The organism is Curtobacterium sp. BRB10 (genome assembly GCF_031844325.1).
GTDB lineage: Bacteria > Actinomycetota > Actinomycetes > Actinomycetales > Microbacteriaceae > Curtobacterium > Curtobacterium poinsettiae_A.
On record NZ_JAUZVA010000002.1, the window covers coordinates 530523 to 557363 of the forward strand.

At 70.3% G+C, this 26841-nt stretch carries 26 protein-coding genes and 1 tRNA gene; 19 read left to right on the forward strand and 8 right to left on the reverse strand.

The window, feature by feature from the left end; all coding sequences use genetic code 11:
* Positions 1-13: 13 nt before the first annotated feature.
* The 7 genes from Q9R26_RS06395 (at position 14) to Q9R26_RS06425 (ending at position 5937) form a co-directional block, all read left to right on the forward strand.
* Positions 14-487, forward strand: a complete 474-nt coding sequence (locus tag Q9R26_RS06395; RefSeq protein WP_311226821.1) for a GNAT family N-acetyltransferase — start codon at positions 14-16, stop codon at positions 485-487.
* The gene (locus Q9R26_RS06400; RefSeq protein ID WP_311226822.1) at positions 487-1488 is read left to right on the forward strand and encodes a DUF2332 family protein; all 1002 of its coding nucleotides are present in this window, start codon (positions 487-489) and stop codon (positions 1486-1488) included. Before Q9R26_RS06395 ends, Q9R26_RS06400 begins: the two co-directional genes overlap by 1 nt.
* Positions 1489-1584: 96 nt before the next feature.
* Positions 1585-1926 carry a DUF3263 domain-containing protein gene (locus Q9R26_RS06405; RefSeq protein WP_259362763.1) on the forward strand — a complete coding sequence of 114 codons (342 nt, stop codon included), beginning with the start codon at positions 1585-1587 and terminating at the stop codon, positions 1924-1926.
* Positions 1923-2528 (forward strand): LytR C-terminal domain-containing protein, encoded by a 606-nt coding sequence (locus tag Q9R26_RS06410; protein WP_111235678.1) that lies wholly within the window; start codon positions 1923-1925, stop codon positions 2526-2528. Before Q9R26_RS06405 ends, Q9R26_RS06410 begins: the two co-directional genes overlap by 4 nt.
* A 203-nt stretch (positions 2529-2731) precedes the next feature.
* Positions 2732-2935: a cold-shock protein gene (locus tag Q9R26_RS06415; protein WP_017888049.1), complete on the forward strand. Its 204-nt coding sequence runs from the start codon at positions 2732-2734 to the stop codon at positions 2933-2935.
* A gap of 257 nt (positions 2936-3192) precedes the next feature.
* Complete coding sequence (gene groL, locus Q9R26_RS06420) at positions 3193-4815, forward strand: chaperonin GroEL (RefSeq protein WP_071404070.1); 1623 nt, start codon at positions 3193-3195, stop codon at positions 4813-4815.
* A 396-nt stretch (positions 4816-5211) separates the two neighbouring features.
* Positions 5212-5937: a DUF559 domain-containing protein gene (locus Q9R26_RS06425; RefSeq protein WP_311226823.1), complete on the forward strand. Its 726-nt coding sequence runs from the start codon at positions 5212-5214 to the stop codon at positions 5935-5937.
* 149 nt (positions 5938-6086) lie between these two features.
* Here the strand turns inward: Q9R26_RS06425 and Q9R26_RS06430 are convergent, their stop codons facing one another.
* The 5 genes from Q9R26_RS06430 to Q9R26_RS06450 all read right to left on the reverse strand — a co-directional run bounded on the left by Q9R26_RS06430 (position 6087) and on the right by Q9R26_RS06450 (position 12454).
* Positions 6087-7787: a HAMP domain-containing sensor histidine kinase gene (locus Q9R26_RS06430; protein WP_311226824.1), complete on the reverse strand. Its 1701-nt coding sequence runs from the start codon at positions 7785-7787 to the stop codon at positions 6087-6089.
* A 79-nt stretch (positions 7788-7866) separates the two neighbouring features.
* A complete protein-coding gene (locus Q9R26_RS06435; RefSeq protein ID WP_017888045.1) occupies positions 7867-8562 on the reverse strand; it encodes a response regulator transcription factor in 696 nt (231 codons plus the stop codon).
* Between the two features lie 51 nt (positions 8563-8613).
* A complete protein-coding gene (locus tag Q9R26_RS06440; RefSeq protein ID WP_311226825.1) occupies positions 8614-10311 on the reverse strand; it encodes a DNA repair helicase XPB in 1698 nt (565 codons plus the stop codon).
* Positions 10312-10359: 48 nt separating this feature from the next.
* Positions 10360-12126 carry a helicase-associated domain-containing protein gene (locus Q9R26_RS06445; RefSeq protein ID WP_311226826.1) on the reverse strand — a complete coding sequence of 589 codons (1767 nt, stop codon included), beginning with the start codon at positions 12124-12126 and terminating at the stop codon, positions 10360-10362.
* 28 nt (positions 12127-12154) lie between these two features.
* On the reverse strand, positions 12155-12454 hold the full coding sequence (locus Q9R26_RS06450) for a multidrug ABC transporter ATPase (protein WP_182065320.1): 300 nt from the start codon (positions 12452-12454) through the stop codon (positions 12155-12157).
* Between the two features lie 55 nt (positions 12455-12509).
* On the opposite strand from Q9R26_RS06450, the gene Q9R26_RS06455 reads away from it, so the two are divergent.
* Complete coding sequence (locus tag Q9R26_RS06455) at positions 12510-12887, forward strand: cold-shock protein (protein WP_017888041.1); 378 nt, start codon at positions 12510-12512, stop codon at positions 12885-12887.
* Between the two features lie 4 nt (positions 12888-12891).
* Positions 12892-13746, forward strand: a complete 855-nt coding sequence (locus Q9R26_RS06460; RefSeq protein WP_311226827.1) for a DUF3027 domain-containing protein — start codon at positions 12892-12894, stop codon at positions 13744-13746.
* An 82-nt stretch (positions 13747-13828) separates the two neighbouring features.
* Here the strand turns inward: Q9R26_RS06460 and serC are convergent, their stop codons facing one another.
* On the reverse strand, positions 13829-14944 hold the full coding sequence (gene serC / locus Q9R26_RS06465; protein WP_209135260.1) for a phosphoserine transaminase: 1116 nt from the start codon (positions 14942-14944) through the stop codon (positions 13829-13831).
* A gap of 184 nt (positions 14945-15128) precedes the next feature.
* On the opposite strand from serC, the gene Q9R26_RS06470 reads away from it, so the two are divergent.
* From Q9R26_RS06470 to Q9R26_RS06505, 8 genes are all read left to right on the forward strand, one after another.
* Positions 15129-15824: a metal-dependent transcriptional regulator gene (locus Q9R26_RS06470; RefSeq protein ID WP_182065317.1), complete on the forward strand. Its 696-nt coding sequence runs from the start codon at positions 15129-15131 to the stop codon at positions 15822-15824.
* A gap of 243 nt (positions 15825-16067) precedes the next feature.
* Positions 16068-17039 carry a C40 family peptidase gene (locus Q9R26_RS06475; RefSeq protein ID WP_182065316.1) on the forward strand — a complete coding sequence of 324 codons (972 nt, stop codon included), beginning with the start codon at positions 16068-16070 and terminating at the stop codon, positions 17037-17039.
* A 352-nt stretch (positions 17040-17391) separates the two neighbouring features.
* A complete protein-coding gene (locus tag Q9R26_RS06480) occupies positions 17392-17886 on the forward strand; it encodes an HNH endonuclease (RefSeq protein WP_027466591.1) in 495 nt (164 codons plus the stop codon).
* Between the two features lie 142 nt (positions 17887-18028).
* A complete protein-coding gene (locus tag Q9R26_RS06485) occupies positions 18029-19132 on the forward strand; it encodes an alpha/beta fold hydrolase (RefSeq protein WP_311226828.1) in 1104 nt (367 codons plus the stop codon).
* Positions 19133-19145: 13 nt separating this feature from the next.
* Positions 19146-19217 (forward strand) — tRNA-Arg (locus Q9R26_RS06490).
* 73 nt (positions 19218-19290) lie between these two features.
* Positions 19291-20733 carry an argininosuccinate synthase gene (gene argG / locus Q9R26_RS06495; protein ID WP_182065314.1) on the forward strand — a complete coding sequence of 481 codons (1443 nt, stop codon included), beginning with the start codon at positions 19291-19293 and terminating at the stop codon, positions 20731-20733.
* A 274-nt stretch (positions 20734-21007) separates the two neighbouring features.
* The gene (locus tag Q9R26_RS06500; protein ID WP_182065313.1) at positions 21008-21175 is read left to right on the forward strand and encodes a hypothetical protein; all 168 of its coding nucleotides are present in this window, start codon (positions 21008-21010) and stop codon (positions 21173-21175) included.
* A 118-nt stretch (positions 21176-21293) separates the two neighbouring features.
* Positions 21294-21893, forward strand: a complete 600-nt coding sequence (locus Q9R26_RS06505) for a copper resistance protein CopC (RefSeq protein WP_311226829.1) — start codon at positions 21294-21296, stop codon at positions 21891-21893.
* Between the two features lie 184 nt (positions 21894-22077).
* Here the strand turns inward: Q9R26_RS06505 and Q9R26_RS06510 are convergent, their stop codons facing one another.
* Positions 22078-23511 (reverse strand): MATE family efflux transporter, encoded by a 1434-nt coding sequence (locus tag Q9R26_RS06510; protein ID WP_311226830.1) that lies wholly within the window; start codon positions 23509-23511, stop codon positions 22078-22080.
* Positions 23512-23728: 217 nt separating this feature from the next.
* Positions 23729-24166: a MarR family winged helix-turn-helix transcriptional regulator gene (locus Q9R26_RS06515; RefSeq protein WP_027466582.1), complete on the reverse strand. Its 438-nt coding sequence runs from the start codon at positions 24164-24166 to the stop codon at positions 23729-23731.
* Positions 24167-24356: 190 nt separating this feature from the next.
* Between Q9R26_RS06515 and nadE the strand changes: the two genes are divergently transcribed.
* Entirely contained in the window at positions 24357-25184 is an 828-nt protein-coding gene (nadE, locus tag Q9R26_RS06520) for an ammonia-dependent NAD(+) synthetase (protein WP_311226831.1), read from the forward strand.
* A 178-nt stretch (positions 25185-25362) separates the two neighbouring features.
* The gene (locus tag Q9R26_RS06525) at positions 25363-26820 is read left to right on the forward strand and encodes an SPFH domain-containing protein (protein ID WP_311226832.1); all 1458 of its coding nucleotides are present in this window, start codon (positions 25363-25365) and stop codon (positions 26818-26820) included.
* Positions 26821-26841 lie beyond the last annotated feature (21 nt).

Here is a 26841-nt window from a genome sequence, read left to right on the forward strand (position 1 = left end):
TAAACTCGCCACGATGTCCGAGCATTCCGTGCACCACGCCCGCTGGACCCGTCTGACGACGGACGAACTGTACGGCATCGTCGTCCTGCGCAACCGCGTGTTCGCACTCGAGCAACGGGTCACCGCCGAGGACTTCGACGGCCGTGACCGCGAGCCCGAGACCGAGCACTGGTGGTTCGGTACCGACACCGATGCGGTTGGGTACCTGCGCCTCATCCGCCCGGCGGTCGACGAGGTCCACCCGGACGGCGAGGAGTCGCCGGCGTGGGTGATCGGCCGCGTCGCGACCGACCCGGAACACCGTGGGCAGGGGATCGCCGGCCGGCTCGTCGCCGCCGTGCTCGACGAACACGGACACGAGCCGTTCGTCCTGCACGCCCAGGAGTACGTCGCAGCCCTGTACGAGCGGTACGGCTTCGTGCGGTTCGGGGAGCCGTACGACGAGGCCGGTATCCGCCACGTGGGCATGCACCGGCCCGGGCGCTGATGGGCACCCGCGCCCGGTACGACGCGTTCGCGGACCGGATCCAGGCCGTCTCGCCGTCGTACGCCGCCTGGGCACGGTCGCTCGACGACTCCCTCGTCGCGCTCCTCGCCGAGGTCCCCGAGCAGCAGCGGCAGCCGGAACTGTTCTTCGCCGTCGCGCGGCGGCTGGGCGCGGACCCGTCGGACCCGGGTGCGCTGCGCGCGCTCGGCCTGGAGGCCCGCCCCGCGCTCGTCACGGCCCTCGCCTCCGCCACGGTGCAGGCCAACGACTCGCAGCGGCTCGCGCCGGTCGTCCCGCTGTTCGCGGCGCTCGCCGAACGGTCGACGCGTCCGCTCGGCCTGGTCGACGCCGGGGCCGCCGCCGGGCTGTGCTCGATCCCGGACCGGGTGACCCTGGACTACCGGGTCGGTTCCGGAGCCGCGGTCCTGCGGATGCACACGGCGGTCGCCGATCCCTCGGTCCGGCTGGTGGCGGATGCCTCCGGGGCCGTCCCCACACCGGCGGCCGTCCCGATCAGGGTCGGTGCCCGCGTGGCCCTCGACCCGAACCCGATCGACCTGTCGGTCCCCGGTGCGTTCGACCGGCTCGTCGAGGCCGTCCCACCCGAGGCGTCGGACCGGACCGCCCTGATGCGTCAGGCTGCGCGCGCGACGCTCGCCGTGCCTCCAGACCGGCTCGTCGGTGCCGTGCCAGGTGACCTCGACCGTGCACTGGACGCCCTGCCGGACGACGTCGAACCGGTCGTCCTGACCACCGGGACCCTGGTCTACGTGCCGGGCGCGGACCGGCAGCGGTTCGTCGACCGGATCCGTGAGCGGGGGGTGCACTGGATCGCCCTCGAACGCACCGGGATCCTGCGCGGGGTGGCGGCGACACTGCCCGACGACGTGGACGCGGCCGATCCGGACGCCTTCGCGACGGTCTCGCTCGACGGGGTCGCGGTGGCCGTCTCCGACCCGTTCGGGACACGAGTGCGCTGGTTCCGCGCGCCGGACCTGTGACCGGTGTTCGCGACAGTCCAGCGCCGTGCCAGGGTCCGGATCGACTCCACCCCTACGATGTGCGAGACCCGTTACCCGACCGTGATCGGAACCGCCGTGACCAGCCCCACCGACGAACGCAGCGTCGACGAGCGCAGCGCTGACCAGCTCAGTGCTGACCAGCTCAGTGAGCTCGCGAAGCACGTGCTGACGTTCGAGCAGGACCGGGCACGGCACGACCGCACGAAGGAAGCGGAGATCCGGGTGGAGTTCGAGATGTCGGCGGCGCGCTACTACCAGGTGCTGAACCGCGTGATCGACTCGCCCGCGGCACTCGCGTACGACCCGCAGCTCGTCAGCCGGCTGCAGCGGCTCCGTCACGCGCGCACCAGCGCCCGGGCGACGCGCAGCTTCGTCGCGCCCGGCGCAGCTCCCGAAGGACGTGAAGAGGAACGATGAGCACGAGATTCCCCCGAGACCGGTTCGACGACGTCGCCGACGGCCCGCGGGTCGGTGCGCACCGCGGTGCCCAGCGTCGCGGCCGTGGCTGGATCGCCTTCGCCTGGGCAGCACTCGCCACGGGTGTGCTCGTCGGCATCGGGGTGCTCGTCCTCGCACTGCTGAACGGCAGCTACTCGTTCAACGGATCCGACTCGCCCTCGGCCTCCACGTCGGCGTCGGCGACCGCGAAGCCCTCGGCGACGTCCAAGCCGTCGGCGTCCTCGTCCGCCGGTTCCGGCTCCGCGGGGTCGGGCAGCGCTGCGGCCGCGACGCCGGCACAGCAGGGCACCACCACCGTCGTCGTGCTGAACGGCACGACCACCACGGGCCTCGCAAGCCGGGCGAGCGCGGCGCTGACCGGCGCCGGCTGGCAGGTCGCCTCCACCGGTGACGCCGGGACGACCGGGTCGACGTCGACGATCGTCTACTACCAGCAGGCGTCGCAGGCGGCGGTCGCGCAGGGCATCGCGAAGCAGCTCGGCGTCACGGCGGTGCAGCAGTCGGCGGCGTTCCCGAACGCCGACGTGAGCGTCGTCCTCGGCGCCGACTACACCGGCTGATCGGCCGCCGCGGGGCGTCCTGCCGGTCGTCGAGCCGCGTTTTCCGCGCATTGTGTGACGGCTGTGTTTCGAGCACGTTGATTTCTGACGGAATCGACGTGAAACAACGTCACACCTCTTGCCTGATCGGACGGGTTCGGTCAGAGTCCCATGCAGACGACGATCACGTCGTTCCGCACTGCAGTACCAGGGAGCAAGAGATCATGGCCAACGGAACCGTGAAGTGGTTCAACGCTGAAAAGGGCTTCGGCTTCATCACCGTGGATGGAGGGGGCCAGGACGTGTTCGTGCACTACTCGGCCATCGACATGTCGGGTTACAAGGTCCTCGAGGAGGGCCAGGCCGTCGTGTTCGACGTCGGGACCGGGTCGAAGGGCCCGCAGGCAGAGTCCGTCCGCCCCGCCTGAGCACCACCACTTCCAGAACGCGCCGTCCCGCCAGGGGCGGCGCGTTCGTCGTGTGCGGGGACCGCGACCGGCGCGGGGAGCGCGACCGCGGCGGTGGTGCGGGGTCCGCCGGACGCGACGTGTCCTGGGAAGTCGTCACGAGCCTCCCGACTGTGTTGCACTCACACCCGTCGAGTGCCAGAATCGGCGTTGGCACTCGCTCACGCTGAGTGCCAGCACGACCCCCAAGACGACGTCCGGGAGGGACGAAAAACCACATGGCTAAGATCATTGCTTTCGACGAGGAGGCCCGCCGTGGCCTCGAGCGCGGCCTGAACCAGCTGGCCGACGCCGTGAAGGTGACGCTCGGCCCGCGCGGCCGCAACGTCGTCCTCGAGAAGAAGTGGGGTGCCCCCACGATCACGAACGACGGTGTCTCCATCGCCAAGGAGATCGAGCTCGACGACCCGTACGAGAAGATCGGCGCGGAGCTCGTCAAGGAGGTCGCCAAGAAGACCGACGACGTCGCCGGTGACGGGACGACCACCGCGACCGTCCTCGCCCAGGCGCTCGTCCGCGAGGGCCTCCGCAACGTCGCCGCCGGTGCCGACCCCGTGTCGCTCAAGCGCGGCATCGAGAAGGCCGTCGCCGCCGTCTCCGACCAGCTCCTCGCCAACGCGAAGGACATCGAGACCAAGGACCAGATCGCCGCGACCGCGTCGATCTCGGCCGCTGACCCGACCATCGGCGCGCTCATCGCCGAGGCCATCGACAAGGTCGGCAAGGAAGGCGTCGTCACCGTCGAGGAGTCGAACACCTTCGGCACCGAGCTCGAGCTGACCGAGGGCATGCGCTTCGACAAGGGCTACCTGTCGCAGTACTTCGTCACCGACCCCGAGCGTCAGGAAGCCGTCTTCGAGGACGCCTACATCCTGATCGTCAACTCGAAGATCTCGAACATCAAGGACCTCCTGCCGGTCGTCGACAAGGTGATCCAGGCGGGCAAGCAGCTCCTGATCATCGCCGAGGACGTCGACGGTGAGGCCCTGGCCACGCTCGTCGTGAACAAGATCCGCGGCATCTTCAAGTCCGTCGCCGTCAAGGCCCCGGGCTTCGGTGACCGCCGCAAGGCCATGCTGCAGGACATCGCGATCCTCACCGGTGGCCAGGTCATCTCGGAAGAGGTCGGCCTCAAGCTCGAGAACGCGACGCTCGACCTGCTCGGTCGCGCCCGCAAGGTCGTCATCACCAAGGACGAGACCACGATCGTCGAGGGTGCCGGCGACGCCGAGCAGATCGCCGGCCGTGTCCGCCAGATCCGTGCCGAGATCGAGGCGACCGACTCCGACTACGACCGCGAGAAGCTCCAGGAGCGCCTCGCGAAGCTCGCCGGTGGCGTCGCCGTCATCAAGGCGGGAGCCGCGACCGAGGTCGAGCTCAAGGAGCGCAAGCACCGCATCGAGGACGCCGTCCGCAACGCGAAGGCTGCCGTCGAAGAGGGCATCGTCGCCGGTGGTGGCGTCGCCCTCATCCAGGCCGGTGCCGTCGCACTCGAGGCCCTCGAGCTCGAGGGTGACGAGGCGACCGGTGCGAACATCGTCCGCGTGGCCATCGACGCGCCGCTCAAGCAGATCGCGCTGAACGCCGGTCTCGAGCCGGGCGTCGTCGCCGCCAAGGTCCGCGAGCTCGAGTCGGGTTGGGGCCTCAACGCCGCGACCGGCGAGTACGTCGACCTGATCGCCGCCGGCATCATCGACCCCGCCAAGGTCACGCGTTCGGCGCTGCAGAACGCTGCGTCGATCGCCGGTCTGTTCCTGACCACCGAGGCCGTCGTCGCCGAGAAGCCCGAGCGCACCCCTGCTGCTCCGGCTGGCGACCCGACGGGTGGCATGGACTTCTAGAGTCCGTCTGACGGAAGGGCCCCGCACGCTGCGCGTGCGGGGCCCTTCCGCGTGTGGGGCGTGTCGGTCGCGATCGCGCGAACTGCCGGTATGCGGAGGCCGTTCCGGCAGTTCGTGCGATCACGGTGTGCTGGACGCGGCATGTTGCGCGATCAGCATGAAGCGCACAGGGGGGCCCGGCACCGGTCGTTGTCCACAGATGCGTTTCAGAGGGGCTTGCCCTGGCGACCGGGTCGCGACACTCGGGACATGCCGAAGCCTCATCCGCTCCCCGAGATGCTCGACTCTGCCGGCTTCCTGGTCAGTGAGGCCCTCGGGTTCGGCGTCAATCCGGGCCGTCTCCGTCGACGTGATCTCGTCCGTCCCGTGCACGGTGTGCGATCGACCGACGCCGCGATGTCGATCGTCGCCGCAGTCGGCCTGGTGCTCCGTCCGGACCAGTACCTCAGCCACACGACGGCCGCCGCGCTGTGGGGAGCACCGCTCCCGCGCGGTACCGAAGTCCCCGTCCACGTCACGACCGACGGAACCGGCCCGGTGATGCGACGTCCGCAGGTCATGGGACACCGGCGCCGGTCCGGAGCCGCAAGTTGCGAGCGGCAGGGGATGCGGCTCAGTACTCCGGAGCTTGCATGGCGGGAGTGCGCCGGTCTGCTCAGCGTGGAGCAACTCGTCGCGGTGGGCGATTTCCTGGTGGGCAAGAGCGGACTCTGCACGATCGACACGCTCGCCAAGAGCATCGTGCCCGGATCTCGGTGGGTCGCGGTCGCTCGTGCCGCTCTCGCACGGGTGCGCGTCGGTGCCGAGTCACCGCTGGAAACCTGGCTTCGACTCGCCGTGGTCGACGCGGGGTTCCCGGAGCCGGAACTGCAGGTTGAGGTGTCGGATCACCACGGCCGGTTCCTCGGACGCGTGGACATGGCCTGGCCGGACCGTCGAATCGTGTTGGAGTACGACGGCGATCACCACCGTGAACGGGACACCTTTCAGTACGACCAGCGGCGTGACAACGGGATGGCGGTCAACGGCTGGCTCGTCCTGCATGCGACGCGGGCTGATGTCCGTCGCCCGGCTGTGCTGTTCGAGCGTCTGCGCCAGGCCTTCGTCTCGCGCTCGTCGTGACGTCGGCGGGGTGCCCCTCCGAAGGGTCGGACGCTCGCACGCGGTAATTGCACAACACGCCGTGCGTTCGTCACCGAGGTCGCACGTCGCGCCGTGATGGAGACCGATGGACGGCATTCAGCGCTACCTCGAGCAGCGGCCCGCTCGGGTCAGGCGGCGAAGTCGCGGGGGAGCAGGGGGAGCCAGACGCGGAAGGTGGCGCCGCCGCCCTCGGTGTCGAAGACCTCGACCGAGCCGTGGTGCGCCGCGACGATGCCGGAAACGATGGCGAGCCCGAGGCCCGAGCCGCCGGTGTCGCGGGCGCGGGAGGTGTCCGCACGCCAGAAGCGCTGGAAGATCTTCTCGCGCAGCTGCGGCGGGATGCCCTCACCGTGGTCGATCACGTCGAGGTGTGCCATGCCGCGCTCGTCGTCCACGCCGATGCCGATCTCGATCGGGTCGTCGTTCGCCGTGAACCGCATGGCGTTGCCCATCAGGTTCGTGACGATCTGGCGGATCTTGTTCTCTTCTGCCAGGACGATCGGTGGCCGCTTCGGCAACACGACCGTGGGCAGCGGCGTGGTCTCGTCGGTCGGCGCGGCACCGGCGTCGATGTTCATGGCGCGGGTGCGACGGGCGCGCAGACGTGCGATGGTCTGGCGCGAGAACGCGATCGGGCCGGTGGTGTTCGCCGAGGTGGGCGACACGGGCGGTGCCTCGCCGGAGTCCGGAGAGCCGATGGACGACGACGACGACGCCGACGGACGGACGGCCTGGGGCACGCTCTCGCCGGTCAGGGAGTCCTCGACGAGGACCTGGATCTCGCGGTCCGGGTTGGAGGCCATCGTGTCGAGCGCCGAGTCACGGGCGATGGCGACGAGGTCGACCGGGCCGAGCTCGAGCGGCTTCGACTCGTCGATGCGGGCGAGCTGCAGCAGGTCCTGCACGAGCAGGCCCATCCGCTGCGCTTCCTTCTCGATGCGCTCCATCGCCTGGGCGACGTCCTCTTCCTTGCGCAGGGCGCCCATGCGGTACAGCTCGGCGTACCCGCGCAGCGACACCAGCGGCGTGCGGAGCTCGTGCGAGGCGTCCCCGACGAACCGGCGCATCTGTGCGATGGTGCGCTCACGGTCCTCGAACGCCGAGTCGATCCGCTCGAGCATGACGTTGAGGGAGCGGTTGAGGCGCCCGACCTCGGTGTTCGGGGTGTCGGCCTCGAGGCGCTGGTTGAAGTCACCCGCGGCGAACCGGGCGGCGGTGTCCTCGACGTCCCGCAGCGGGTCGAAGGTCGCGGTGACGAGCAAGCGCGTGAGCATGGCGCCGAGCAGGATCACCGACGCACCGAACCCGAGGAAGATCGCGGTGAACTTGCCGATCGTCTCGTCGGTGCCGGCACTGGAGACCGCGATGAGCACGTAGCCGGTCTCGGTGGTGCCGTCGGACTGGTTCTGCAGCGACGCCGGGATGATCTGGGCGCGCCACTCGTGGTTGTGCTGGCTGTCGTAGAGCGAGATGCGCTGGTTCGCCTGCGAGGCCTCGACCAGGGTGGCTTCGCGGACGTCTGGCCGGCTCGACGCCTTCGTCTGGCAGATCCGATCCCCGTCGGCGTCGTACGCGGCGACGTAGGCACTCTGCGAGACCACGACGGACAACTTGCAGTACTGCTCACCGTCACTGATGTTCTGACCCTCGAGCTGCTCGGTCGTCTGCTTGACCGTGTTGTCGAGCTGCTGCATGAGGTAGGTGGACAGCACCGTCATCGTGCCGAGTCCGGCGACGAGCAGTCCGAGCGCGACGAGGAGCACCGTGATCCCGGTGATCTTGGTGCGCAGGGAGATCCCGTCCCACCAGTGGTTCATTCGCGTGTGCATGCTGCCCCAACGATAGACAGCGGCCGCCCGGTGAAACCGGACGACCGCCGTGAAGTCGAGTCCCGGAGGACTCTCGGGCCTAGGAAGCCTTGGACGCCTTCAGCATGTAGCCGAAGCCGCGCTTGGTCTGGATGATCGGCTCGGCGGAGTACTGATCGAGCTTGCGACGCAGGTACGAGATGTAGCTCTCGACGATGCCCGCGTCGCCGTTGAAGTCGTACTCCCACACGTGGTCGAGGATCTGCGCCTTCGACAGCACGCGGTTCGGGTTGAGCATGAGGTAGCGGAGCAGCTTGAACTCGGTGGGCGAGAGCTCGATCTGCGCGTCGCCGATCGTGACCTCGTGCGTGTCCTGGTCCATCGTGAGCTCGCCGGCGCGGATGATCGCGTCTTCCTCGTCGTTCATGGTGCGACGGAGGATCGCCTTGATGCGGGCGACGATCTCGTCGAGCGAGAACGGCTTGGTGACGTAGTCGTCGCCGCCGACGGTGAGGCCGGTGATCTTGTCCTCGGTGTCGTCCTTCGCCGTCAGGAACAGGATCGGCGAGGTGTAGCCCGAGGAACGCAGGCGCTTGGTCACGCCGAAGCCGTTCATGTCGGGCAGCATCACGTCGAGGATGATGAGGTCCGGCTCTTCCTCGAGCACGGCGGAGATCGCCTGTGCCCCGTTGCCCACTGCACGCACGGCGAAGCCGGCGAAGCGCAACGAGGTCGTCAGGAGGTCGCGGATGTTCGGCTCGTCGTCGACGATCAGGATCTTGGGGCCATCGCTCATGGTCCTATCTTCTGACCGTTCCCTCGGGGTTTCCTGAGAGCGGTTCGTGCGTCAGCCCACGGGCGTCTGGACCTGGTCGGCGTCCAGGATCGTGTACGAGTACCCCTGCTCCGCCAGGAACCGCTGCCGGTTCTGGGCGAAGTCCTGGTCCACGGTGTCCCGGGCCACGAGCGTGTAGAACGACGCGGGCAGGCCGTCCTTGTTCGGGCGGAGGAGCCGCCCGAGTCGCTGGGCTTCTTCCTGCCGGGAGCCGAACGAGCCGGAGACCTGGATGGCGACCGTCGCGTCGGGCAGGTCGATCGAGAAGTTCGCGACCTTCGAGACGACGAGCACGTCAATCTCGCCGGACCGGAACGCGTCGTAGAGCCGTTCCCGTTCGTCGACGGGGGTCGCTCCCGTGATCTCCGCGGCGTCGAGCGACGCGGCCAGTTCGTCGAGCTGGTCGATGTACTGCCCGATCACCAGGATCTGCTCACCGCGGTGCTTCTCGATGAGTTCCCGCACCACCGGCGTCTTCGCCGGCGACGTCGCGGCGAGCCGGTAGCGCTCGTCGTCGCTCGACGCCGCGTACTCCAGGCGGTCCTGGTGCGGCAGGTCGATGCGGACCTCGTAGCACGAGGCCGGCGAGATGTAGCCCTGCGCCTCGATCTCCTTCCACGGGGCGTCGTACCGCTTCGGCCCGATGAGCGAGAAGACGTCGCCCTCGCGGCCGTCCTCGCGCACGAGCGTCGCCGTCAGGCCCAGGCGTCGGCGAGCCTGCAGGTCGGCGGTCAGCTTGAACACCGGCGCCGGCAGCAGGTGCACCTCGTCGTAGACGATGAGGCCCCAGTCGAGGGCGTCGAGGAGCGACAGGTGCGTGTACTCGCCCTTCCGGCGGGCGGTGAGGATCTGGTAGGTCGCGATCGTGACCGGCCGGATCTCCTTGACGCTGCCCGAGTACTCGCCGATGTCCTCCGGCGTCAGGGTCGTGCGCTTGAGGAGCTCCGTGCGCCACTGCCGTGCCGAGACGGTGTTCGTGACGAGGATGAGCGTGGTCGCCTTGACGGTCGCCATCGCACCCGCGCCGACGAGCGTCTTGCCCGCGCCACAGGGCAGCACGACGACGCCGGAACCCTGGGCGAAGAACGTGTCGACCGCCTGCTCCTGGTACGGCCGCATGTGCCACTCGGCGGTGTCCAGGTCGATCGGGTGCGGCTGGCCCGGGGTGTAGCCCGCCAGGTCCTCCGCCGGCCAGCCGAGCTTGACGAGCTCCTGCTTGACCTGTCCGCGCGCCCACGGCTGCAGCTCGACCTCGGTCGGGGACCGCATGTCACCGAGCAACGGCTTGATGCGCTTCGACCGGATGACCTCGGCCAGCACCGATGGGTCCTCGGCGGTGAGGAGCAGGAGCGGCAGCCGCTCGAGTTCCTCGGTGGGGGAGTTCGCGATCACGGGGGCGTCGGGCCGTTCCTCGCGACGGATCACGAGTCGTCCGTAGCGCGAGACCGTGTCGCGGATGTCGATTGTGACGCTCTGCGGCACGGGGAACTTCGCGAAGCGTTCCAGGGTGTCGATCATGGCCTCGGCGTCGTGGCCCGCGGCGCGCGCGTTCCAGAGTCCGAGGCGGGTGATCCGGTAGGTGTGCACGTGCTCGGGAGCGCGTTCGAGCTCGGCGAAGGCCGCGAGCTCGTGGCGTGCGTCCTCGGCGTCGGGGTGCGCGACCTCGAGGAGCACGGTGCGGTCGCTCTGCACGATCAGCGGTCCGTTCATGACCTGCCAGCCTAGCCGTCGGCACCTGCGTGCGGGTGACCGCGCGGCTCAGGCGTCGCTCTCGACCGACACGACGAGCGACAGCGGCAGGGTGCGTTCCACGTCGACTGCCGTGTCCCGCCCACGGACGCGTCCGGCCGCGACCGAGGTCGGCACGATCGAGAACGGCCGCTCCGAACCGTCCGGCATCCGGACGGTCACACGGATCGGCGTGCGTCCGCGCACGGCCAGGTCGATCTGCCGACCGAGCCACTCCTGCTCCGGCTCCGCGTCGCCGCGCTGCGTCGTCAGGCGGAGCCGTTCGACGAGTGCGTGCGCCGACTGTTCCGGCGAGCGTCCGGTGGGGCTGCGCCGGCCGGGAGGCCCGTGGTGCGCCTCGGGACGGGCTGCCGTCGTCAGGACGGCCGGGTAGCGCTGGTCCTCGAGCGCGGTGTGCACGACGTGCGGCGGGTAGCGCGTGGTCAGCGTCGTCAGGTCCGGCCGCTCCCACGCGAGCTGCCGGAGCTCGGCGTCCACCCCGACGAGGTCGAGCTGGTCGGCGGTGCCGCGGACCTCGGTCCCGACGCCGCCCGGTCCCCGGTCGACGACGATGCTGCCGTCGCGTCCGGCCACCTGGTCGATCAGGTAGGCGAGGGGCTGCGGGATCCCGGTGGCCGACAGCCGCCCGAGCAGGGACAGCAGGTCGTCGCGGGAGTGTCCGGCCCGGAACGCCGTGCGCAGGGTGTCCTCGGAGATGCGGTAGCGCGCCGCGAGCCCCGGTGCCTCGAGCACGGCGACGGTGCGCAGGGCGTCGTCGTCCACCGGCGCGAGCGGCCCCGGTGCGATGACGGTGAGGTCGTGCTGCAGGTAGACCCGTTCGACGGTGCCCGGCAGGTCGTCGGCGGCCTGCTCGGCGTCGCCGTCGAGGAGCGCCCGACCGGTGCTCGTCACGGTGCCGTCGACCGCCAGGCCGAGCGACGCCGCGGTGCCGGCGACGTCGAGCAGCAGGGCGTCGAGCCAGCGGGACCCCGCCGGGTACGCCCAGCGCCCGAGCGGCACGAGGTCGCGCAGGTCCCCGTCGGCCAGCTCCAGCACCTGGTGCACGGCGGGCGGGAGCGTGTCCGACCACGCGGCCACCAGCGACACCCAGCGCTCCGGCCAACCGGCGAGCAACCACACGTGGCCGGCGTCGGTGACGATCCACCGCCCGGTGTCGCGGCCGGCGAACCCGATGTCGTCGAGCAGCGCCAGGCGACCGGCGACGAACTCGGCGTCGGTGCCGATGCGCTCGGCGAGGGTGCGGGCGAGCGGCATGCCGATCCCGCCCTTGACGAGTTCGCGGACCGCGCCGGCGTCGACCGCCCGCAGCAGTTCGGCGAGCACGGTCATCGTCGCGAACGCCTGCTCCGCGCCGGTGGTGCGCGCACGCTCGAGCGCCGCGGCGTCGAGGGCGGGAGCAGCGGGGCGGACCTGCTCCGGGCCTCCAGGCTGCTCGTCGAGCGAGGTGAGGTCGGGGTGGGCGGCCACGCGTGCGGCGACCGCGTCGTCGACCGCGCCGTCCTCGTCGGCGAGGCCGAGCTCGATCGCGGGGCCGAGCGCGTCGACGGCGCCGCCGTCACGCAACGCGAGGATCGTGGCGCGCGGCAGGTGCTCGACGGCGGCGTCCACGGCGTCCTCGCTGCGGAGCGCCTCGGCGAGGTCGAAGAAGTCGGTGATGCGCTGCGGGCCGGTCTCGGCGAGTGCAGCGGTGGGGAGTCGCCTCGCCGCGACGAGGCGCGCGAGCGCATCGTCCGGCATCGCCCGGAGTCGGGCGGCGAGGTCGGCGGTGGTCGTCATCGTCCGGTGCCAGCGTCCGGGCCGGACGTCAGCGAGCCGTCCGGTTCGCTCGTGCGCGACGCGTCCAGGTGATGCCGAGGAGCGTGAAGACCAGCACCATGGCGATCGGGAAGCCGTAGAGCGGGATCGCCATGACCACCGGCCACGGCATCGAACCCTGGGCGGCGGGGGCGGTGAGCCACATGATGATCATCGCGACGAAGCAGAGCAGGCCGAGGATGATGATCCCACCGATCATGAACGCCAGAGCGCGTTCGGTACGATTGAACGTCACCGGGGGTTCTGCGGAGTCCTGCGGGTTCCCGGTTGATCGGGTCGGCTTGGCCATCGACCCAGGATATCCGACGCACCACGGCCGTACCACGACCTCGAGGAGTCCACGCATGCCCACCGGCAAGGTCAAGTTCTACGACGACGACAAGGGCTTCGGCTTCATCACCGGAGACGACGGCGACCAGGTGTTCCTGCACGCGTCCTCGCTGCCCGACGGCGTCGTGACCGTCAAGGCCGGCACGCGGCTCGAGTACGGCGTCGTCCAGGGCAAGAAGGGGTCGCAGGCGTTGTCCGTGCGGCTGCTCGAGCCCCAGCCGTCGCTGTCGCGGATGACCCGTCGCTCCGCGGACGACATGGCCGTGATCGTCGAGGACCTGGTGAAGGAACTCGACCGGATCAGCGGAGACCTCCGCCACGGCCGCTACCCGAAGAACGGCGATCGCATCGCCGCCATCCTGCGGCACGTCGCAGACCAGTTGGAGGCGTGACCCCATGACCGAGTCCGAGACAGCAGGGGCCGAGACGGCTCCTGACGCAGCGTCCGTCGACGCAGCGTCCATCGACGCAGCGTCAGTTGACGCAGCGTCCATCGACGCAGCGTCCATCGACTACACCGACCTGGCGCGCGAGGCGTTGCTCGAGGTCACCCCGGAGTCGACCGTCGGTGCCCCCGTCGGCACGGTGGACGAAGGGGACGGCGTCGTGTCCGTCCTGTTCGCCAACCGGCTGCCCGGCTACCCCGGGTGGCGGTGGACCGTCAGCGTCGCCAAGGTCGGCGACGACGAACCGACCGTGCTCGAGGTCGAGCTGATGCCCGGGGACGGCTCGCTCGTCGCGCCGGAGTGGGTGCCGTGGTCCGAGCGGCTGGCCGAGTACCGGGCCGCGCAGGAGCACGAGGGCGAGGACGGCACCGGGGACGCGTCGGACGAGGACTCGGACGAGGACTACGACGACGAGTCGGATGACGACGAAGACGACGACGAGTCCGACGATGACGATGACGATGAGGACTCGGACGAGGACGAGGACTACGACGACTCGGACGACGACGAGGACGACGACGACTCGGACGAGGACGACGACGACGAGTTCGACGCGGACGAGGACGACCTCGACGAGTCGGACGACGACGACATCGAGGGTGTGGACGTCGATGCGCTCGCCGACGTGAGCGACACCGGCGCCGGCACCGACAGCGCCGCCGCTGCATCGGCAGCCGAGGACGAGGCCCCGCAACCGCCCCGTCGCCGCCGTGCCCGTCGCGTGCAGCCGTTCGAGCCCGACGCCGATCTCGAGGTCGACCAGCTCGACGCCGGCGAGACCGACCCGGGCTTCCACCGCGCCTGATCCACCCGGACCGACGAACGGGCCCGGCACCACCGATCCGGTGGTGCCGGGCCCGTTCTGGTTCCGGCGGGTGTCCCCGGGATCAGCGCAGGGCGTCGATCGTGAAGTCGATCGCGCGCACGAGCTTCGCGACGTCGTCCGGGTCGATCGCGGTGAACGTCGCGACGCGCAGCTGGTTGCGGCCCAGCTTCCGGTACGGCTCGGTGTCGACGATGCCGTTCGCACGCAGGGTCGCGGCCACGGCCTTGGCGTCGATCGAGTCGTCGAGGTCGATCGTGGCGACGACCTGGGACCGAGCGGCGGGGTCGGAGACGAACGGGGTCGCGGAGTCGCTGGCCTCGGCCCAGTCGTAGATGGTCGACGACGAGGTCTTCGTGCGGAGGTCCGCCCACGCCAGGCCGCCGGACTCGTTCATCCACCGCACCTGCTCGTCGAGGAGCAGCAGCGTGGAGATCGCGGGGGTGTTCAGGGTCTGGTCCAGGCGGGAGTTGTCGACGGCGTTCTTGAGCGACAGGAACTCCGGGATGTACCGGTCGGAGGCGGCGATCCGCTCGATCCGCTCGATCGCTGCGGGGGAGAGCAGCGCGAGCCACAGGCCGCCGTCCGAGGCGAAGTTCTTCTGCGGGGCGAAGTAGTAGACGTCGGTGGCGCTGACGTCGAACAGGGCACCGCCGGCGGCGCTGGTCGCGTCGACGACGGTGAGGGCGCCGGCGTCACCGGTCGCGCGGACGACCGGGGCCATGACGCCCGTCGAGGTCTCGTTGTGCGGGTAGGCGTAGACGTCCACGCCCTCCACCGGCTCGAGTGCGGCGAGGGAACCACCGGGTGCCTCGACGACGTGCGGGGCCTCGAGCCACGGGGCGGCTGCGGCCTTGGCGAACTTCGACCCGAACTCGCCGAAGGACAGGTTCTCGGCACGGCGTTCGATCAGGCCGAACGCGGCGGCGTCCCAGAACGCGGTCGAACCGCCGTTGCCGAGGACGACCTCGTAGCCCTCGGGGATCTGGAACAGGTCGGCGAGGCCGGAGCGGACGCTGCCGACCAGGTCCTTCACGGGCTTCTGGCGGTGCGAGGTGCCGAGGATCGTGGCGCCGCGCGTCACGAGGGACTCGAGCTGGGCACCGCGGATCTTCGACGGACCGCAGCCGAAGCGACCGTCGGTGGGGAGGAGTTCGGCCGGGATGACGATGTCTGCCATGCACCGATCCTACCGACGAGGATCCGCCTGCCCGAGCCCGTGTACCGGCCGGACGGGGAGGGTTCGGCCCACCCGACCACCGCGTCGGATGACCCTTTCTCAGGTGCACCCGGGCGCCGGTCGGTGTTCGTCGGTGCGAACAAGTAGTGTGGTCGGCGCTGGGCCCAGACATGAGAGGCGGACCGTGACCGATCTCGTCGACACCACGGAGATGTACCTTCGCACCATCCTCGACCTCGAGGAAGAGGCGATCGTGCCGCTGCGCGCGCGCATCTCCGAGCGCCTCGGACACTCGGGCCCGACGGTCTCGCAGACCATCGCCCGCATGGAGCGCGACGGTCTGGTCGTCGTCTCCGGTGACCGCCACCTGGAGCTCACCGACGAAGGTCGTTCCCGCGCCACCCACGTGATGCGCAAGCACCGCCTGGCCGAACGCCTGCTGGCCGACGTCATCGGACTCGACTGGGCTTTCGTGCACGACGAGGCCTGCCGGTGGGAGCACGTCATGAGCGAGCAGGTCGAGGTCCGCCTGCTCGAGATGCTCGGCAACCCGACCGAGTCGCCGTACGGCAACCCGATCCCCGGACTGGCCGAGATCGGTGGCCCCGCGGCAGCCGGCTTCCTCGACGGCGTCCAGAACATCGTCGCCGCGACCGAGGGCACCGACGCCGTCACGACCGGCGTGGTCCGACGCCTGGGCGAGCCCGTGCAGTTCGAACCGGAGCTCCTGCACCAGCTCCGCACCGCGGGCGTCATGCCCGGACGCATCGCGAGCGTGCAGCGGGCGGGCGCCTACGTCGCGGTCCGCGTCGAGGGCGAGGACTCGGGCATCGAGCTGCCCATCGAGGTCGCGCAGCACGTCTACATCGAGCGCGACTGACGCTTCGCGGGTCCTCCCTGAGAGTCTTTACCGATTCGTTACCCACGGGGCGTTTGGTCTCGACACGGTAACGGTGCCTCCGTACACTCGTCCGAGTCGCCGCGCTGCCCCTGAGCCGGTGACCCGTGGCAGGACGTCTCGAACCCGTCTCCTGCCTCGATCGGAAACGATGACGAACGGATGGGGTTGCACACCGCCGGACACCCACGGCGGCGTGATGACGAGACGTTGGAGACACACCTCTTGACGCAGACCGGTACCGCCGCGGACGACCAGACGCCCGCGAACCCGACGAACACCGAGAACGCAACCACCGCCCCGCTCACCCGGCGGGCCGTACGCGAGACCGAGGGCCGCCCGGTCCGCACGGTCGTGCCGGTGCGCTCCGCCCCGCTGCCCGGTGGTCGCCGTGCCGCGCAGGCCGCCGCAGCCGCGAGCACGGCGAAGGCCAGCTCGTCGTCGCGCAAGCGCAAGTTCCTCGCGCCGGTCGTCCTCACCGTGGCCGCGGGCATGTTCGGCACGGTCGCGGTCGCCCCGGCCTTCGCCGCGACGACCTCCAGCAACTCGACGGCCGTCGCCGACGCCCAGCGGCAGGCCCGTGCCACGCAGAGCCAGGAGCTGTCGGTCTCCGACGCCGTGGCGCTGGCCGACACGAGCCGTGACGGCTACGGCGCGACGTCGACCGCGACGCTCGACGCCGAGAAGGCCGCGAAGCAGGCCGCCGCCGACCAGGCAGCCGCAGCGAAGGAAGCCGCCGAGCAGGCCGAACAGACGGAGACCGCCCGCGCCGCGACCGCGAAGCAGTACTCCTCGTACACCGGGCCCACGGCCGCCGAGTACGCGGCCAGCTCCTCCGCCGCCGACACCCCGTTCTCGCTGCCGGCCGTGGTCGCCACCGGCAAGCAGTACATCGGCACCCCGTACGTCTTCGGTGGCGCGGACCCGTCGGGCTTCGACTGCTCCGGCTTCATCATGTTCGTGTACGCCCAGTACGGCATCAACCTCGCGCACTCCGTGCCGCTGCAGGACCAGGCGGGCACCACGATCCCCGAGTCCGAGGCGCAGCCCGGTGACGTCGTCATCTTCAACAACGAGGCGCACGACGGCTTCTACATGGGGAACGGCATGATCATGGACGCCCCGAAGCCCGGAGGCACGGTGCAGATCCGTCCGATCTGGACCAGCGACTACCACATCGTCCGTTTCGGCATCTAGCGACCACTGCCCCTCCGGCGTGTGAACTTCACCGGAACCGGCCCGCGCACCCTCGTGCCGGGCCGGTTTCTGGGTTAACCTGACGCTGCACCGGTCCGCACCGGCGCGAACAGGAGACCCTCATGTCGATGTTCCGCACGACCCGCACCATGGGTCGGCGCGCGCGCGTCGACATATGGTCGAGCACAGCCTGCGTGCACGAGCACGCCCCTGCATGACGAGAGCACTGCCCATCCGGGTGGTGCTCTTCGTGGTTCCAGGGGTGTGAACAGGTCGTCCTCACCCGTTCGCGTCGTCGGTCCGACGCACCCGCAGCGCCTGGAAGCCGTCCAGGCACGTCGGAAGGGAACCCATGCGCACTCTCGTCCTCAACGCCGGTTACGAGCCACTCGCGGTGATCTCGTTCCGACGAGCCCTCGTGCTGGTCATGAACCAGAAGGCCGCCATCGTCGCCGCCGACGTCGAACACCCGGTCACCGGGTCGACGTCGAGCTACGACCGTCCGTCCGTCATCATCCTCACCCGCTACGTGCGCATCCCGCACTCCAGGCTCGTGCCGGTGTCCCGTCGCGGTGTGCTGCGTCGGGACGGCAACCACTGTGCCTACTGCGGCCGGCACGCCACCACGATCGACCACGTGCAGCCGCGGTCGCGCGGTGGGCAGGACTCGTGGGAGAACCTCGTCGCCTGCTGCCTGGCCTGCAACAACACCAAGGGTGACCGCACCCCGCAGGAGATGGGGTGGCGCCTCCGGTTCCCGCCGAAGGTGCCGCACGGGTCCTCGTGGGTCGTGCGCGGCATCGAGCGCCCGCAGGCGGAGTGGGACGAGTACCTCGTGGCCGCGTAGCGGCCGCAACCGGTGAGCAGAAGACGCCGGGTCGCCGTCTGCCACCCGGCATCTTCTGCTCACGCGACGGACTGGAGGCCCGTGGTGACGCCGCCACGGGCCTCCAGTCCGCCTGTCGGCGGCGCCGACTAGCGTCGCCGGCATGGGCGAGACACCGCACATCGACGACGCGACCATCGACGACCTGCGCGCTCGGCTGCGCGCGACGCGCTGGCCGGACGCGCCCGCCGGGGTCGGCTGGTCGCTCGGCGTGGACCTCGACGTCCTCCGCCCACTCGTCGAGTACTGGGCCGACGGGTTCGACTTCGACGCGCACCGTGCCGAGCTCGCCGCCCTGCCCTCTCGTCGTGTCGTCGTCGACGGCATCGGCATCCACGTGCTGCACGCTCGCGCTTCCCAGCCCGACGCGCTGCCGGTCCTGCTCGCGCACGGCTGGCCGGACTCCGGGTGGCGGTACCGGAAGGTACTGCCGATGCTCGTCGACGCCGGGTTCGACGTCGTCGTGCCGGACATGCCCGGGTACGGCTTCTCTGAGGCACCACCGCAGGTGCTCGACGCCCGGCAGGTGGCCGACATGTGGGCGACACTGATGACGGACCTCGGGTACGAGGGGTTCGCAGTGTCCGGCGGCGACATCGGCACGCACGTCGCCCGCTACCTGGCGCTCGACCACCCCGATCGGGTCGTCGCCGTGCACCGGATCGACGGCGGGCTCGCCTGGCCGGGGCTGGACGTGTCGACGCTGTCGGCAGCGGAGCGGGAGTTCGTCGCCGCGACCGGCCGCTGGCGCACCGCCGAGGGCGCCTACGCGATGCTGCACCGGACCAAGCCGCAGACCGCGGCCGTCGGGCTGAACGACTCACCCGCGGGGCTGGCCGCCTGGATCGTCGAGAAGCTCCGGGCGTGGAGCGACTGCGACGGGGACCTGTGGTCGGTCTACACGCGCGACGAGGTCCTGGCGCTGCTCACCGAGTACTGGGCCACCGCCACGATCGGCTCGGCGATGCGGATGTACCACGCGAACGCGGCGATCCCGGCGGATCAGTTGGAACGACGGGTCGAGGTGCCGTCCGGGTTCTCGATCTTCCCCGGTGACATCGTGCGGGCGCCGCGCGAGTGGCTCGAGCGCACCACGAACCTCGTGTTCCACCACGAACTCGACCGCGGCGGGCACTTCGCGCCGTTCGAGCAACCCGACCTGTTCGTCGACGAACTGCACGCGTTCCTGCAGGGCTTCCGCCGCTAGAGTGGACGGGCCAGCCTCTGTAGCTCAATGGAAGAGCAGTTCCGTCCTAAGGAAACGGTTGGGGGTTCGAGTCCCTCCAGGGGCACTTTGCAGGGGAGTTCTCCACAACCGTCGCGCTGGACGGTAGGGATCCCCGGTCTCCCCGTACGATTGACCCCGTGTCCAAGGTCCTGAGCAGTCTCCCCGTCGGCGAACGAGTCGGCATCGCGTTCTCAGGGGGTCTCGACACCTCCTGCGCCGTTGCCTGGATGCGCGAGAAGGGAGCGATCCCCTGCACGTACACGGCCGACATCGGCCAGTACGACGAGCCGGACATCGACGCCGTCCCGAGCCGCGCCCACGAGTACGGCGCGGAGATCGCGCGACTGGTCGACGCGAAGAGCGCCCTGGTCGAAGAAGGCCTGGTCGCCCTGCAGACCGGCGCGTTCCACATCCGCTCCGGCGGCAAGACCTACTTCAACACGACGCCGCTCGGCCGCGCGGTCACGGGCACGATGCTCGTCCGCGCCATGAAGGAAGACGGCGTCGACATCTGGGGCGACGGCTCCACCTACAAGGGCAACGACATCGAGCGGTTCTACCGCTACGGCCTGATGGCCAACCCGCGTCTGCGCGTCTACAAGCCATGGCTCGACTCCGAGTTCGTCGAGGAGCTCGGCGGCCGCAAGGAGATGAGCGAGTGGCTCGTCGCCCGCGGGTTCCCGTACCGCGACTCCACCGAGAAGGCGTACTCGACCGACGCGAACATCTGGGGTGCGACGCACGAGGCGAAGAGCCTCGAAGAGCTGTCGAGCGGCCTGGACATCGTCGAGCCGATCATGGGCGTCGCCGCCTGGCGTGACGACGTCGAGGTCGCGACCGAGATCGTGAGCGTCCGGTTCGAGGCCGGTCGCCCCGTCGCGATCAACGGTGTCGAGTACACGGATGCCGTCGCCCTGGTCTACGAAGCGAACGCCATCGGTGGCCGCCACGGCCTGGGTGCGTCCGACCAGATCGAGAACCGCATCATCGAGGCGAAGAGCCGCGGCATCTACGAGGCACCCGGCATGGCGCTGCTGCACATCGCCTACGAGCGCCTGCTCAACGCGATCCACAACGAGGACACGGTCGCCTCGTACCACAACGAGGGCCGCCGTCTCGGTCGCCTGATGTACGAGGGCCGCTGGCTCGACCCGCAGTCCCTCATGCTCCGCGAGTCGCTGCAGCGCTGGGTCGCCTCCGCCGTCACCGGCGAGGTCACGCTGCGCCTGCGTCGCGGTGACGACTACACGATCCTCGACACGACGGGTCCGGCGCTGTCCTACCACCCGGACAAGCTGTCGATGGAACGCGTCGGCGACGCCGCGTTCGGCCCGGACGACCGCATCGGCCAGCTCACCATGCGCAACCTCGACATCGCGGACTCCCGTTCGCGGCTCGAGCAGTACGCCGCCTCCGGTCTCATCGGTGGCGCGACGGCCGAGCTCGTCGGTGAGCTCGAGGCTGGCGAGGCCGAGGAGATCCTCGGCGGTGCCATCGTCGCGTCCGACGCTGAGGACGCCATGGGCCGTCGCACCGACCTGGCCTCCGAGGGCGCGGCCTTCGACTCGGGCACCGACTGACCGAGCGGAACCGCGCCGTGGGCGCGACTCCTTGATGACGGGAGGCTCGGCGCCAGCTGGCACCGAGCCTCCCGTCCGCCGTCGGCGGGTGACCCCGTCGGCCGAGAAGCGCACTGCGTTCGACGCCGTGCTCCCCAGCCCCTAGCGTGGAGGAACCGGGTCGGTCATCAGGGATCCGTCGTCACGATGCTCCTCACGTCCTGTGAGGTCTGGCACAGCGGGTCGACCCGGTCGGATCCGAGATGCGCATCATCTCGACGAAGGGCTGGTCGTCATGACCGCCAGAATGCCGATCGACTGGCACCGCCACGGACTCCGTTCGCCCGAAGACCTCGCCGCGCTCGTCGCCGAACGCCTCGAGGGCACGGGCCACCAGCTGATGAGCGTCGGCGACGTCCGCTGGGAGCCGTCCTACGCCGACTTCCTCGGCGAGCAGCTCTGACCGCGAGCAGCTCTGACCGCGAGCAGCTCTGACCGCGAACAGCTCTGACCGCGAACAACGCTGACCCTCGGGTTCCGACCCCAGCTGGTCGTCGCTTCACCATCGGTAGAGTCTGCGCATGCGCACAGCCCGAACCACGGCAGCGGCACTGGCGATCGTCGCGGCGGGACTGCTGACGCTCGTCGGTGTCCAGCCCGCGTCGGCCCACTCGGCCCTGACCAGCAGCACCCCGGCGGACGGGGCGGTCGTCACCGAACCGCTCGAGTCCGTCGATCTCACCTTCTCCGAGGCGCCGCTCGCCGGCCTCGACGCCGGACTCCGGATCCAGGTGACCGACGCTTCCGGCACCGAGGTCGCCACGGGTGACGTGACGGTCTCCGGGACGACCATGCGCCGCGCGGTCGACCTCGACCAGGGGGCCTACACGGTGCTCTGGCGGTACGTGTCGCCCGACGGCCATCCGATCGAGGGCACGCTCGCGTTCGAGTACCGGGCCGCAGCGCCCGTGTCGACCCCGAGCGCGAGCGTCACCCCGACCCCGACGGCGAGCAGCACGCCGACTCCGAGTGCCACCGCGACGGCCACCGGAGCCTCGGACGGTGCTCCGTCCTCGTCGCCGGGGATCGCGCCGGGCGTGTGGATCGGCCTCGGCGCCGGAGCCGTCCTGGTGGCCGGCGCGGTCGTCGTGCTGCTGCTGCGGCACGGCCGCAGCGCGTAGCGCGCGGCGCCAGCCCACTTCATGAGCAGAAGCGGTCGGGTCGCAGGCGCGCACCCGACCGTTCCTGCTCACGAAGCGCGCGCGGCGCACGGAACGCGACCACGGGACGGACGGGAGGCCCGGTGCCGGACCGGCACCGGGCCTCCCGTCCGCACGTGGTCCCTGACGCCGGGGGCGACGCGCCTCACGCCACGGGGGCGGCCTCCGGCTCGGCGTCGGCGCGCGCCGGGCTGCCCTCGGCCAGGCCTCGGGCGATGCGGCCCCGCGTCGCCAGCCAGAGGACGACGGCGGCGACGAACACGACGCCCTCGGTGACGGTGAGTGCCCAGATGATCCCGGCGAGCCCGAACCACACGTTGCCGGCGATCACGATCGGGATGAACAGCACACCCTGCGCCATCGACAGCACCATCGCGGGCATGACCATCCCGGTCGCCTGGAACAGCGAGGTGAGCAGTCCCGTGAACCCGTTGACGACGGCGGCGACGAGCTGTGCCGTCAGGATCGTCATGCCGATCGCGAGCACCGAGTGGTCACCGGAGAAGATCGTGAAGACCTGCTCGCGGAACACGAACACGGTGCCGGAGAAGACGAGCACGATGCCGCCGACGGTCAGGGCCGCGGCGCGCAGTCCGGAGCGCAGTCGGACGGCGTCACCCGCTCCGAACGCGTAGGCCAGCAGCGGCAGCACGCCGACGGTCACCCCCATCACCAGGAACTCCGGCACCTGGGCGATGCGGACCGCGACGCCCATCGCCGCCAGTGGGTCGTCACCGTAGGCAGCGGCGAGGTTGTTGAGGACGAGTGTCGTGACGATGAGGAACGCGGACTGCAGCAGCTCGCCGACGCCGATGCCGAACACGGGCTTCAGGATGTCCGCACGCAGGGTGAACCACTTCGGCGCGAAGCTGACGTTCTCGCTGTTCCGCTGCAGCCAGGTGACCCAGTAGACGATCGAGACCACGTTGGCCAGGCCCACCGCCAGTGCGGCGCCGCCGACGCCCCAGTGCAGCCCCAGGATGAACAGGACGTCGAACACCAGGTTGCCGACCGTGGACAGGACCAGGCCGATCATCGCCTGCCGAGCGGCGCCCTCGGAGCGGACGATCTGCTCGAGCGCGAAGGACGCGGCGAGGACGGGGACGAACGCGAGCATCACGGCGACGTACTCGCTCGTGGCGGGGACCGCTGCCGCGTCGGCACCGAGGACGGCGACGAGCGGGCGGAGCAGCAGGAGTCCGACGACGCCGAGCACGGCACCGGTCACGACCGCTCCCCACAGCGCGAACGAGGCGACGTGCTTGATGTCCCGTGCCTTGTCGGGGTCGTGTTCCGATGCGCCGAGCAACCGGGACATCAAGGCGCTGCCGCCGACGCCGAACACCCCGCCCACGGCCATCACCAATCCGAGCAGCGGCGTGCCGAAGGTGATCGCGGCGAGCAGGGACGTGTCGTGCTGGGCGCCGATGAAGCCCGCGTTGATGACGTTGTACAGGGCGCTGACGACCATCGCGGCGGCCATCGGCACGCACAGGTGCACCAGGGCTCGAGCGATCGGGGCAGTGGAGAGGTACCAGCGGTTCGTCGCCGCAGCGGTGGTGGTGGTGGTGGTGGACATGACGGTTCCCTTCCGGGCATGGCGGTGGGCGCGCCGACGGACGCCGGCACGGCAGGGGGGAGCGCGCGACCGACAGGGTCGCGGGGTCGCGAGGGTGCGGGATCGCGGGGTCGCGAGGGCGCGCCGGCGGATCCGGCCGGGAGGCGCGTGGTGCGTGGAGCGGGTCGGTGCGGTGACGCGGGTGGTGCGGGTTGTGCGGGTTGTGCGGGTGGTCCGGCTAGCGGGTCGGCGGCGCGAGTTCCGCGGTCACCTTCTGCAGCAGTCGCCGCAGGGTGGCGCGTTCGTCCGCGTCGAGTGGTGCGAGCAGGGAGTCGTCGAGGGCGACCATCGCGTCGGTGAACCCGGCGATGAGGTCGATGCCCGCCTGGGTGGCGTGCACCGTCTTCGTCCGCCCGTTCGTGGCGTCCGGTCGTCGTTCGATCAGGCCACGCCGCTCGAGCCCCTGCAGGAGACTCGAGACGCTGGCCGCGCTGGTCCGTGTGGCCTCGGCGATGTCCCGCTGGATGGCGCCAGGGTGTTCCTGCAGGTACCCGAGCACGAACGACTGTTCGTGGGTGAGGTCGCGCTCACGGACCCACTCCTCGGCGCCCTTGCGCTGCGCCCATCCGATCCACCGCATGAGCTGGAGCGGTGTCGTGAAGTCCGGTGCCTGCATGATCAGGACCCTAACTGTTAGCCATCGAACTGTCAACGATCCCGGTCCGAGCGGTGACCGGATCGGGTTCGGGGGTCGCCGGTTCCCGTGGTGATGGGGTCACCGCCGCCCCGGGACCTCCCGGTCGATCGGATGGACGTCTTCGGGAACCCGCCGGTCCACGGAGCCGGATCGGCGCGATACTGGGGTGGTGCGTGAACTCCAAGCCGCCATCGCAGCGGATCTCAACGTCCAGCCGACCATCGACCCGGAGCGGGAGGTCGCCCGTCGTGTCGGGTTCCTGCGCGACTACCTGCTGACGACCGGGGCGAAGGGGTACCTCCTGGCCATCAGCGGCGGGCAGGACTCCACCCTTGCCGGCCGCCTGACCCAGCTCGCGGTCGAGTCGCTCCGCGCCGAGGGGCACCCTGCCGAGTTCACGACCGTCCGCATGCCCTACCGTGTGCAGGCCGACGAGGACGACGCTCAGCTCGCCCTGCAGTTCATCGCGGCCGACCCGGGCATCACCGTGAACATCGAGCACGGGGTCGACGGGGTCATGGAGGACACCGCGGCCTCGGGCGTCGAGCTGAGCGACTTCGTGAAGGGCAACGTCAAGGCGCGCATGCGCATGGTCGCCCAGTACGCGGTCGCCGGGCAGCGCGGCCTGCTGGTGGTCGGCACGGACCACGCGGCCGAAGCCGTCACGGGCTTCTTCACCAAGTACGGCGACGGCGGAGTCGACCTCACCCCGCTCACCGGGCTGTCGAAGAGCCAGGGTCGGCAGCTGCTCGAACACCTCGGTGCACCGGCCCGCCTGTACGAGAAGGCGCCCACCGCTGACCTGCTCGACGAGCTGCCCGGGCAGACCGACGAGGCGAACCTCGGACTCACCTACGCCGAGATCGACGCGTACCTGCAGGGCCACGACGTGCCGGTCGAGGTCGCCGAGGCGATCGAGTCGCGCTACCGCGCGACCGAGCACAAGCGTCAGGTCCCGGCGACGCCCTTCGACGACTGGTGGCGTGCGGCTGCGTAGACGCTGACGCGACCCCGGACGGGAGGCGCGGTGCAGGAGGTCCTGCACCGCGCCTCCCGTCTGTTCTCCCCAACGCCTCCCCGCACGCTCCGGCTGTCCACGTTCGCTCCTAGGATGGGAGTCAACGGAAACAACAGATGCGGAATCCAGGTTGGCGCCTGGTCCTCAAGGGGGAGTCATGGAAGTCCTGTTCGCGCTCGGAGCTGTCCCGCTGATCATCGTGGGGCTCATCGTCCTCGCCGTGATCGCGCTGATCTACGCCAAGGTCGTGTACCGCAACGCCGGTGCCGACGAAGCGCTCATCATCACCGGCAAGCGCTCCCGCAAGGTGAAGAACGCCGACGGCACCGAGACCGTCGAGTCCGGCATCAAGGTCGTGCTCGGCGCCGGCGTGCTCGTCCGCCCCTTCTTCGAGAAGGTCGCGAAGCTGTCGCTCAGCTCGCGTGCGATCGACATCAACGTCAACGCGCAGGACTCTCGCGGCGTCACCATCGACGTCGAGGCCGTCGCGCTCGTCAAGGTCGGCGAGACCGATGCCTCGATCCGGGCGGCCGCACAGCGGTTCCTCGGGCAGGAGAAGAAGATCGACGACTTCGCGCGCGAGGTCCTGTCCGGTTCGCTCCGCGCCTCGATCGGCGCGACCGACGTGTCGACCATCATCCGCAAGCGCGACCAGCTCACCGTCGCCGTGCTCGACGTCGCGAAGGACGCACTGCACAGCCAGGGGCTCGACGTCGACTCGTTCGAGATCAAGGGCATCTCGGACCGCAACGAGTACATCAGCGACCTCGGCCGTGCGGAGCGTGCACGCGTGCGACTCGAAGCCGAGAACGCCGAGGCCCAGGCCGATCGTGAGGCTCGAGAGGCCCGCGCGACCGCAGACCAGGCGATCGCCGAGGCCGAGAACACCCTCGCCATCCGTCGTGCCGCGCTGCAACTCGACGCCGACCGCGCCTCCGCAGAAGCCGCTGCCGCCGGCCCGCTCGCCCAGGCGCGTGCGTCCCAGGGTGTCGTCGAGCAGGAGCAGATCACCGCGCAGAAGCGTGCCGAGCTGCGCCGTGCCGAGCTCGAGTCCGAGGTCTCCGCGGTCGCCGAGGCCCAGGCGCGCAAGACACGCGTCGAGGCCGAAGCCGCTGCTGCGGCCCAGGTCGAGACCGCACGCGCCCAGGCCGAGGCCCGTCGGATCTCCGCGGAGGCCGTCGCGGCCGAGGCGAAGGCCGAGGCGGACGCCCGCAAGCTCGCCGCCGACGCATCACGCGCCGAGGGTGAAGCCGCCGCCGACGCGATCCGTGCGAAGGGTCAGGCCGAGGCCGATGCGACCAAGGCGCAGGCCGACGCGCTCGCGCAGCACTCCGAGGCCGTCCTGCGGGTCAAGGCGATCGAGACCCTGCCGAGCATCGCCCGCGAGCTCGCCGCCCCGATGGGCAACATCGACACGCTCACCGTGGTGTCCTCCGACGGCGCGGGTGCGCTGTCGAAGAGTGTCGTCAGTCAGTTCAGCGAGGTCGATGCGTTGCTCGGTGCCACTGCCGGGTTCACCCTGAGCGACATCGTGAAGAGCACCACGACGGGCCAGGCGGCTGCCCGTGCCGTCGTGCGCGAGCAGTCGGTGCCACAGGTCGAACCGGCCGAGTAGCCGAGCGGGTGCCTGCAGCGG

What these genes read in the sequence shown, in the direction of transcription:
- Q9R26_RS06395 (WP_311226821.1), top strand. Translation starts at nt 14, where the DNA reads ATGTCCGAGCATTCCGTGCACCACGCCCGCTGGACCCGTCTGACGACG.
- Q9R26_RS06400 (WP_311226822.1), top strand. Translation starts at nt 487, where the DNA reads ATGGGCACCCGCGCCCGGTACGACGCGTTCGCGGACCGGATCCAGGCC.
- Q9R26_RS06410 (WP_111235678.1), top strand. Translation starts at nt 1,923, where the DNA reads ATGAGCACGAGATTCCCCCGAGACCGGTTCGACGACGTCGCCGACGGC.
- Q9R26_RS06415 (WP_017888049.1), top strand. Translation starts at nt 2,732, where the DNA reads ATGGCCAACGGAACCGTGAAGTGGTTCAACGCTGAAAAGGGCTTCGGC.
- groL (WP_071404070.1), top strand. Translation starts at nt 3,193, where the DNA reads ATGGCTAAGATCATTGCTTTCGACGAGGAGGCCCGCCGTGGCCTCGAG.
- Q9R26_RS06425 (WP_311226823.1), top strand. Translation starts at nt 5,212, where the DNA reads ATGTCGATCGTCGCCGCAGTCGGCCTGGTGCTCCGTCCGGACCAGTAC.
- Q9R26_RS06430 (WP_311226824.1), bottom strand. Translation starts at nt 7,787, where the DNA reads ATGCACACGCGAATGAACCACTGGTGGGACGGGATCTCCCTGCGCACC.
- Q9R26_RS06435 (WP_017888045.1), bottom strand. Translation starts at nt 8,562, where the DNA reads ATGAGCGATGGCCCCAAGATCCTGATCGTCGACGACGAGCCGAACATC.
- Q9R26_RS06440 (WP_311226825.1), bottom strand. Translation starts at nt 10,311, where the DNA reads ATGAACGGACCGCTGATCGTGCAGAGCGACCGCACCGTGCTCCTCGAG.
- Q9R26_RS06445 (WP_311226826.1), bottom strand. Translation starts at nt 12,126, where the DNA reads ATGACGACCACCGCCGACCTCGCCGCCCGACTCCGGGCGATGCCGGAC.
- Q9R26_RS06450 (WP_182065320.1), bottom strand. Translation starts at nt 12,454, where the DNA reads ATGGCCAAGCCGACCCGATCAACCGGGAACCCGCAGGACTCCGCAGAA.
- Q9R26_RS06455 (WP_017888041.1), top strand. Translation starts at nt 12,510, where the DNA reads ATGCCCACCGGCAAGGTCAAGTTCTACGACGACGACAAGGGCTTCGGC.
- Q9R26_RS06460 (WP_311226827.1), top strand. Translation starts at nt 12,892, where the DNA reads ATGACCGAGTCCGAGACAGCAGGGGCCGAGACGGCTCCTGACGCAGCG.
- serC (WP_209135260.1), bottom strand. Translation starts at nt 14,944, where the DNA reads ATGGCAGACATCGTCATCCCGGCCGAACTCCTCCCCACCGACGGTCGC.
- Q9R26_RS06480 (WP_027466591.1), top strand. Translation starts at nt 17,392, where the DNA reads ATGCGCACTCTCGTCCTCAACGCCGGTTACGAGCCACTCGCGGTGATC.
- Q9R26_RS06485 (WP_311226828.1), top strand. Translation starts at nt 18,029, where the DNA reads ATGGGCGAGACACCGCACATCGACGACGCGACCATCGACGACCTGCGC.
- Q9R26_RS06500 (WP_182065313.1), top strand. Translation starts at nt 21,008, where the DNA reads ATGACCGCCAGAATGCCGATCGACTGGCACCGCCACGGACTCCGTTCG.
- Q9R26_RS06505 (WP_311226829.1), top strand. Translation starts at nt 21,294, where the DNA reads ATGCGCACAGCCCGAACCACGGCAGCGGCACTGGCGATCGTCGCGGCG.
- Q9R26_RS06510 (WP_311226830.1), bottom strand. Translation starts at nt 23,511, where the DNA reads ATGTCCACCACCACCACCACCACCGCTGCGGCGACGAACCGCTGGTAC.
- Q9R26_RS06515 (WP_027466582.1), bottom strand. Translation starts at nt 24,166, where the DNA reads ATGCAGGCACCGGACTTCACGACACCGCTCCAGCTCATGCGGTGGATC.
- Q9R26_RS06525 (WP_311226832.1), top strand. Translation starts at nt 25,363, where the DNA reads ATGGAAGTCCTGTTCGCGCTCGGAGCTGTCCCGCTGATCATCGTGGGG.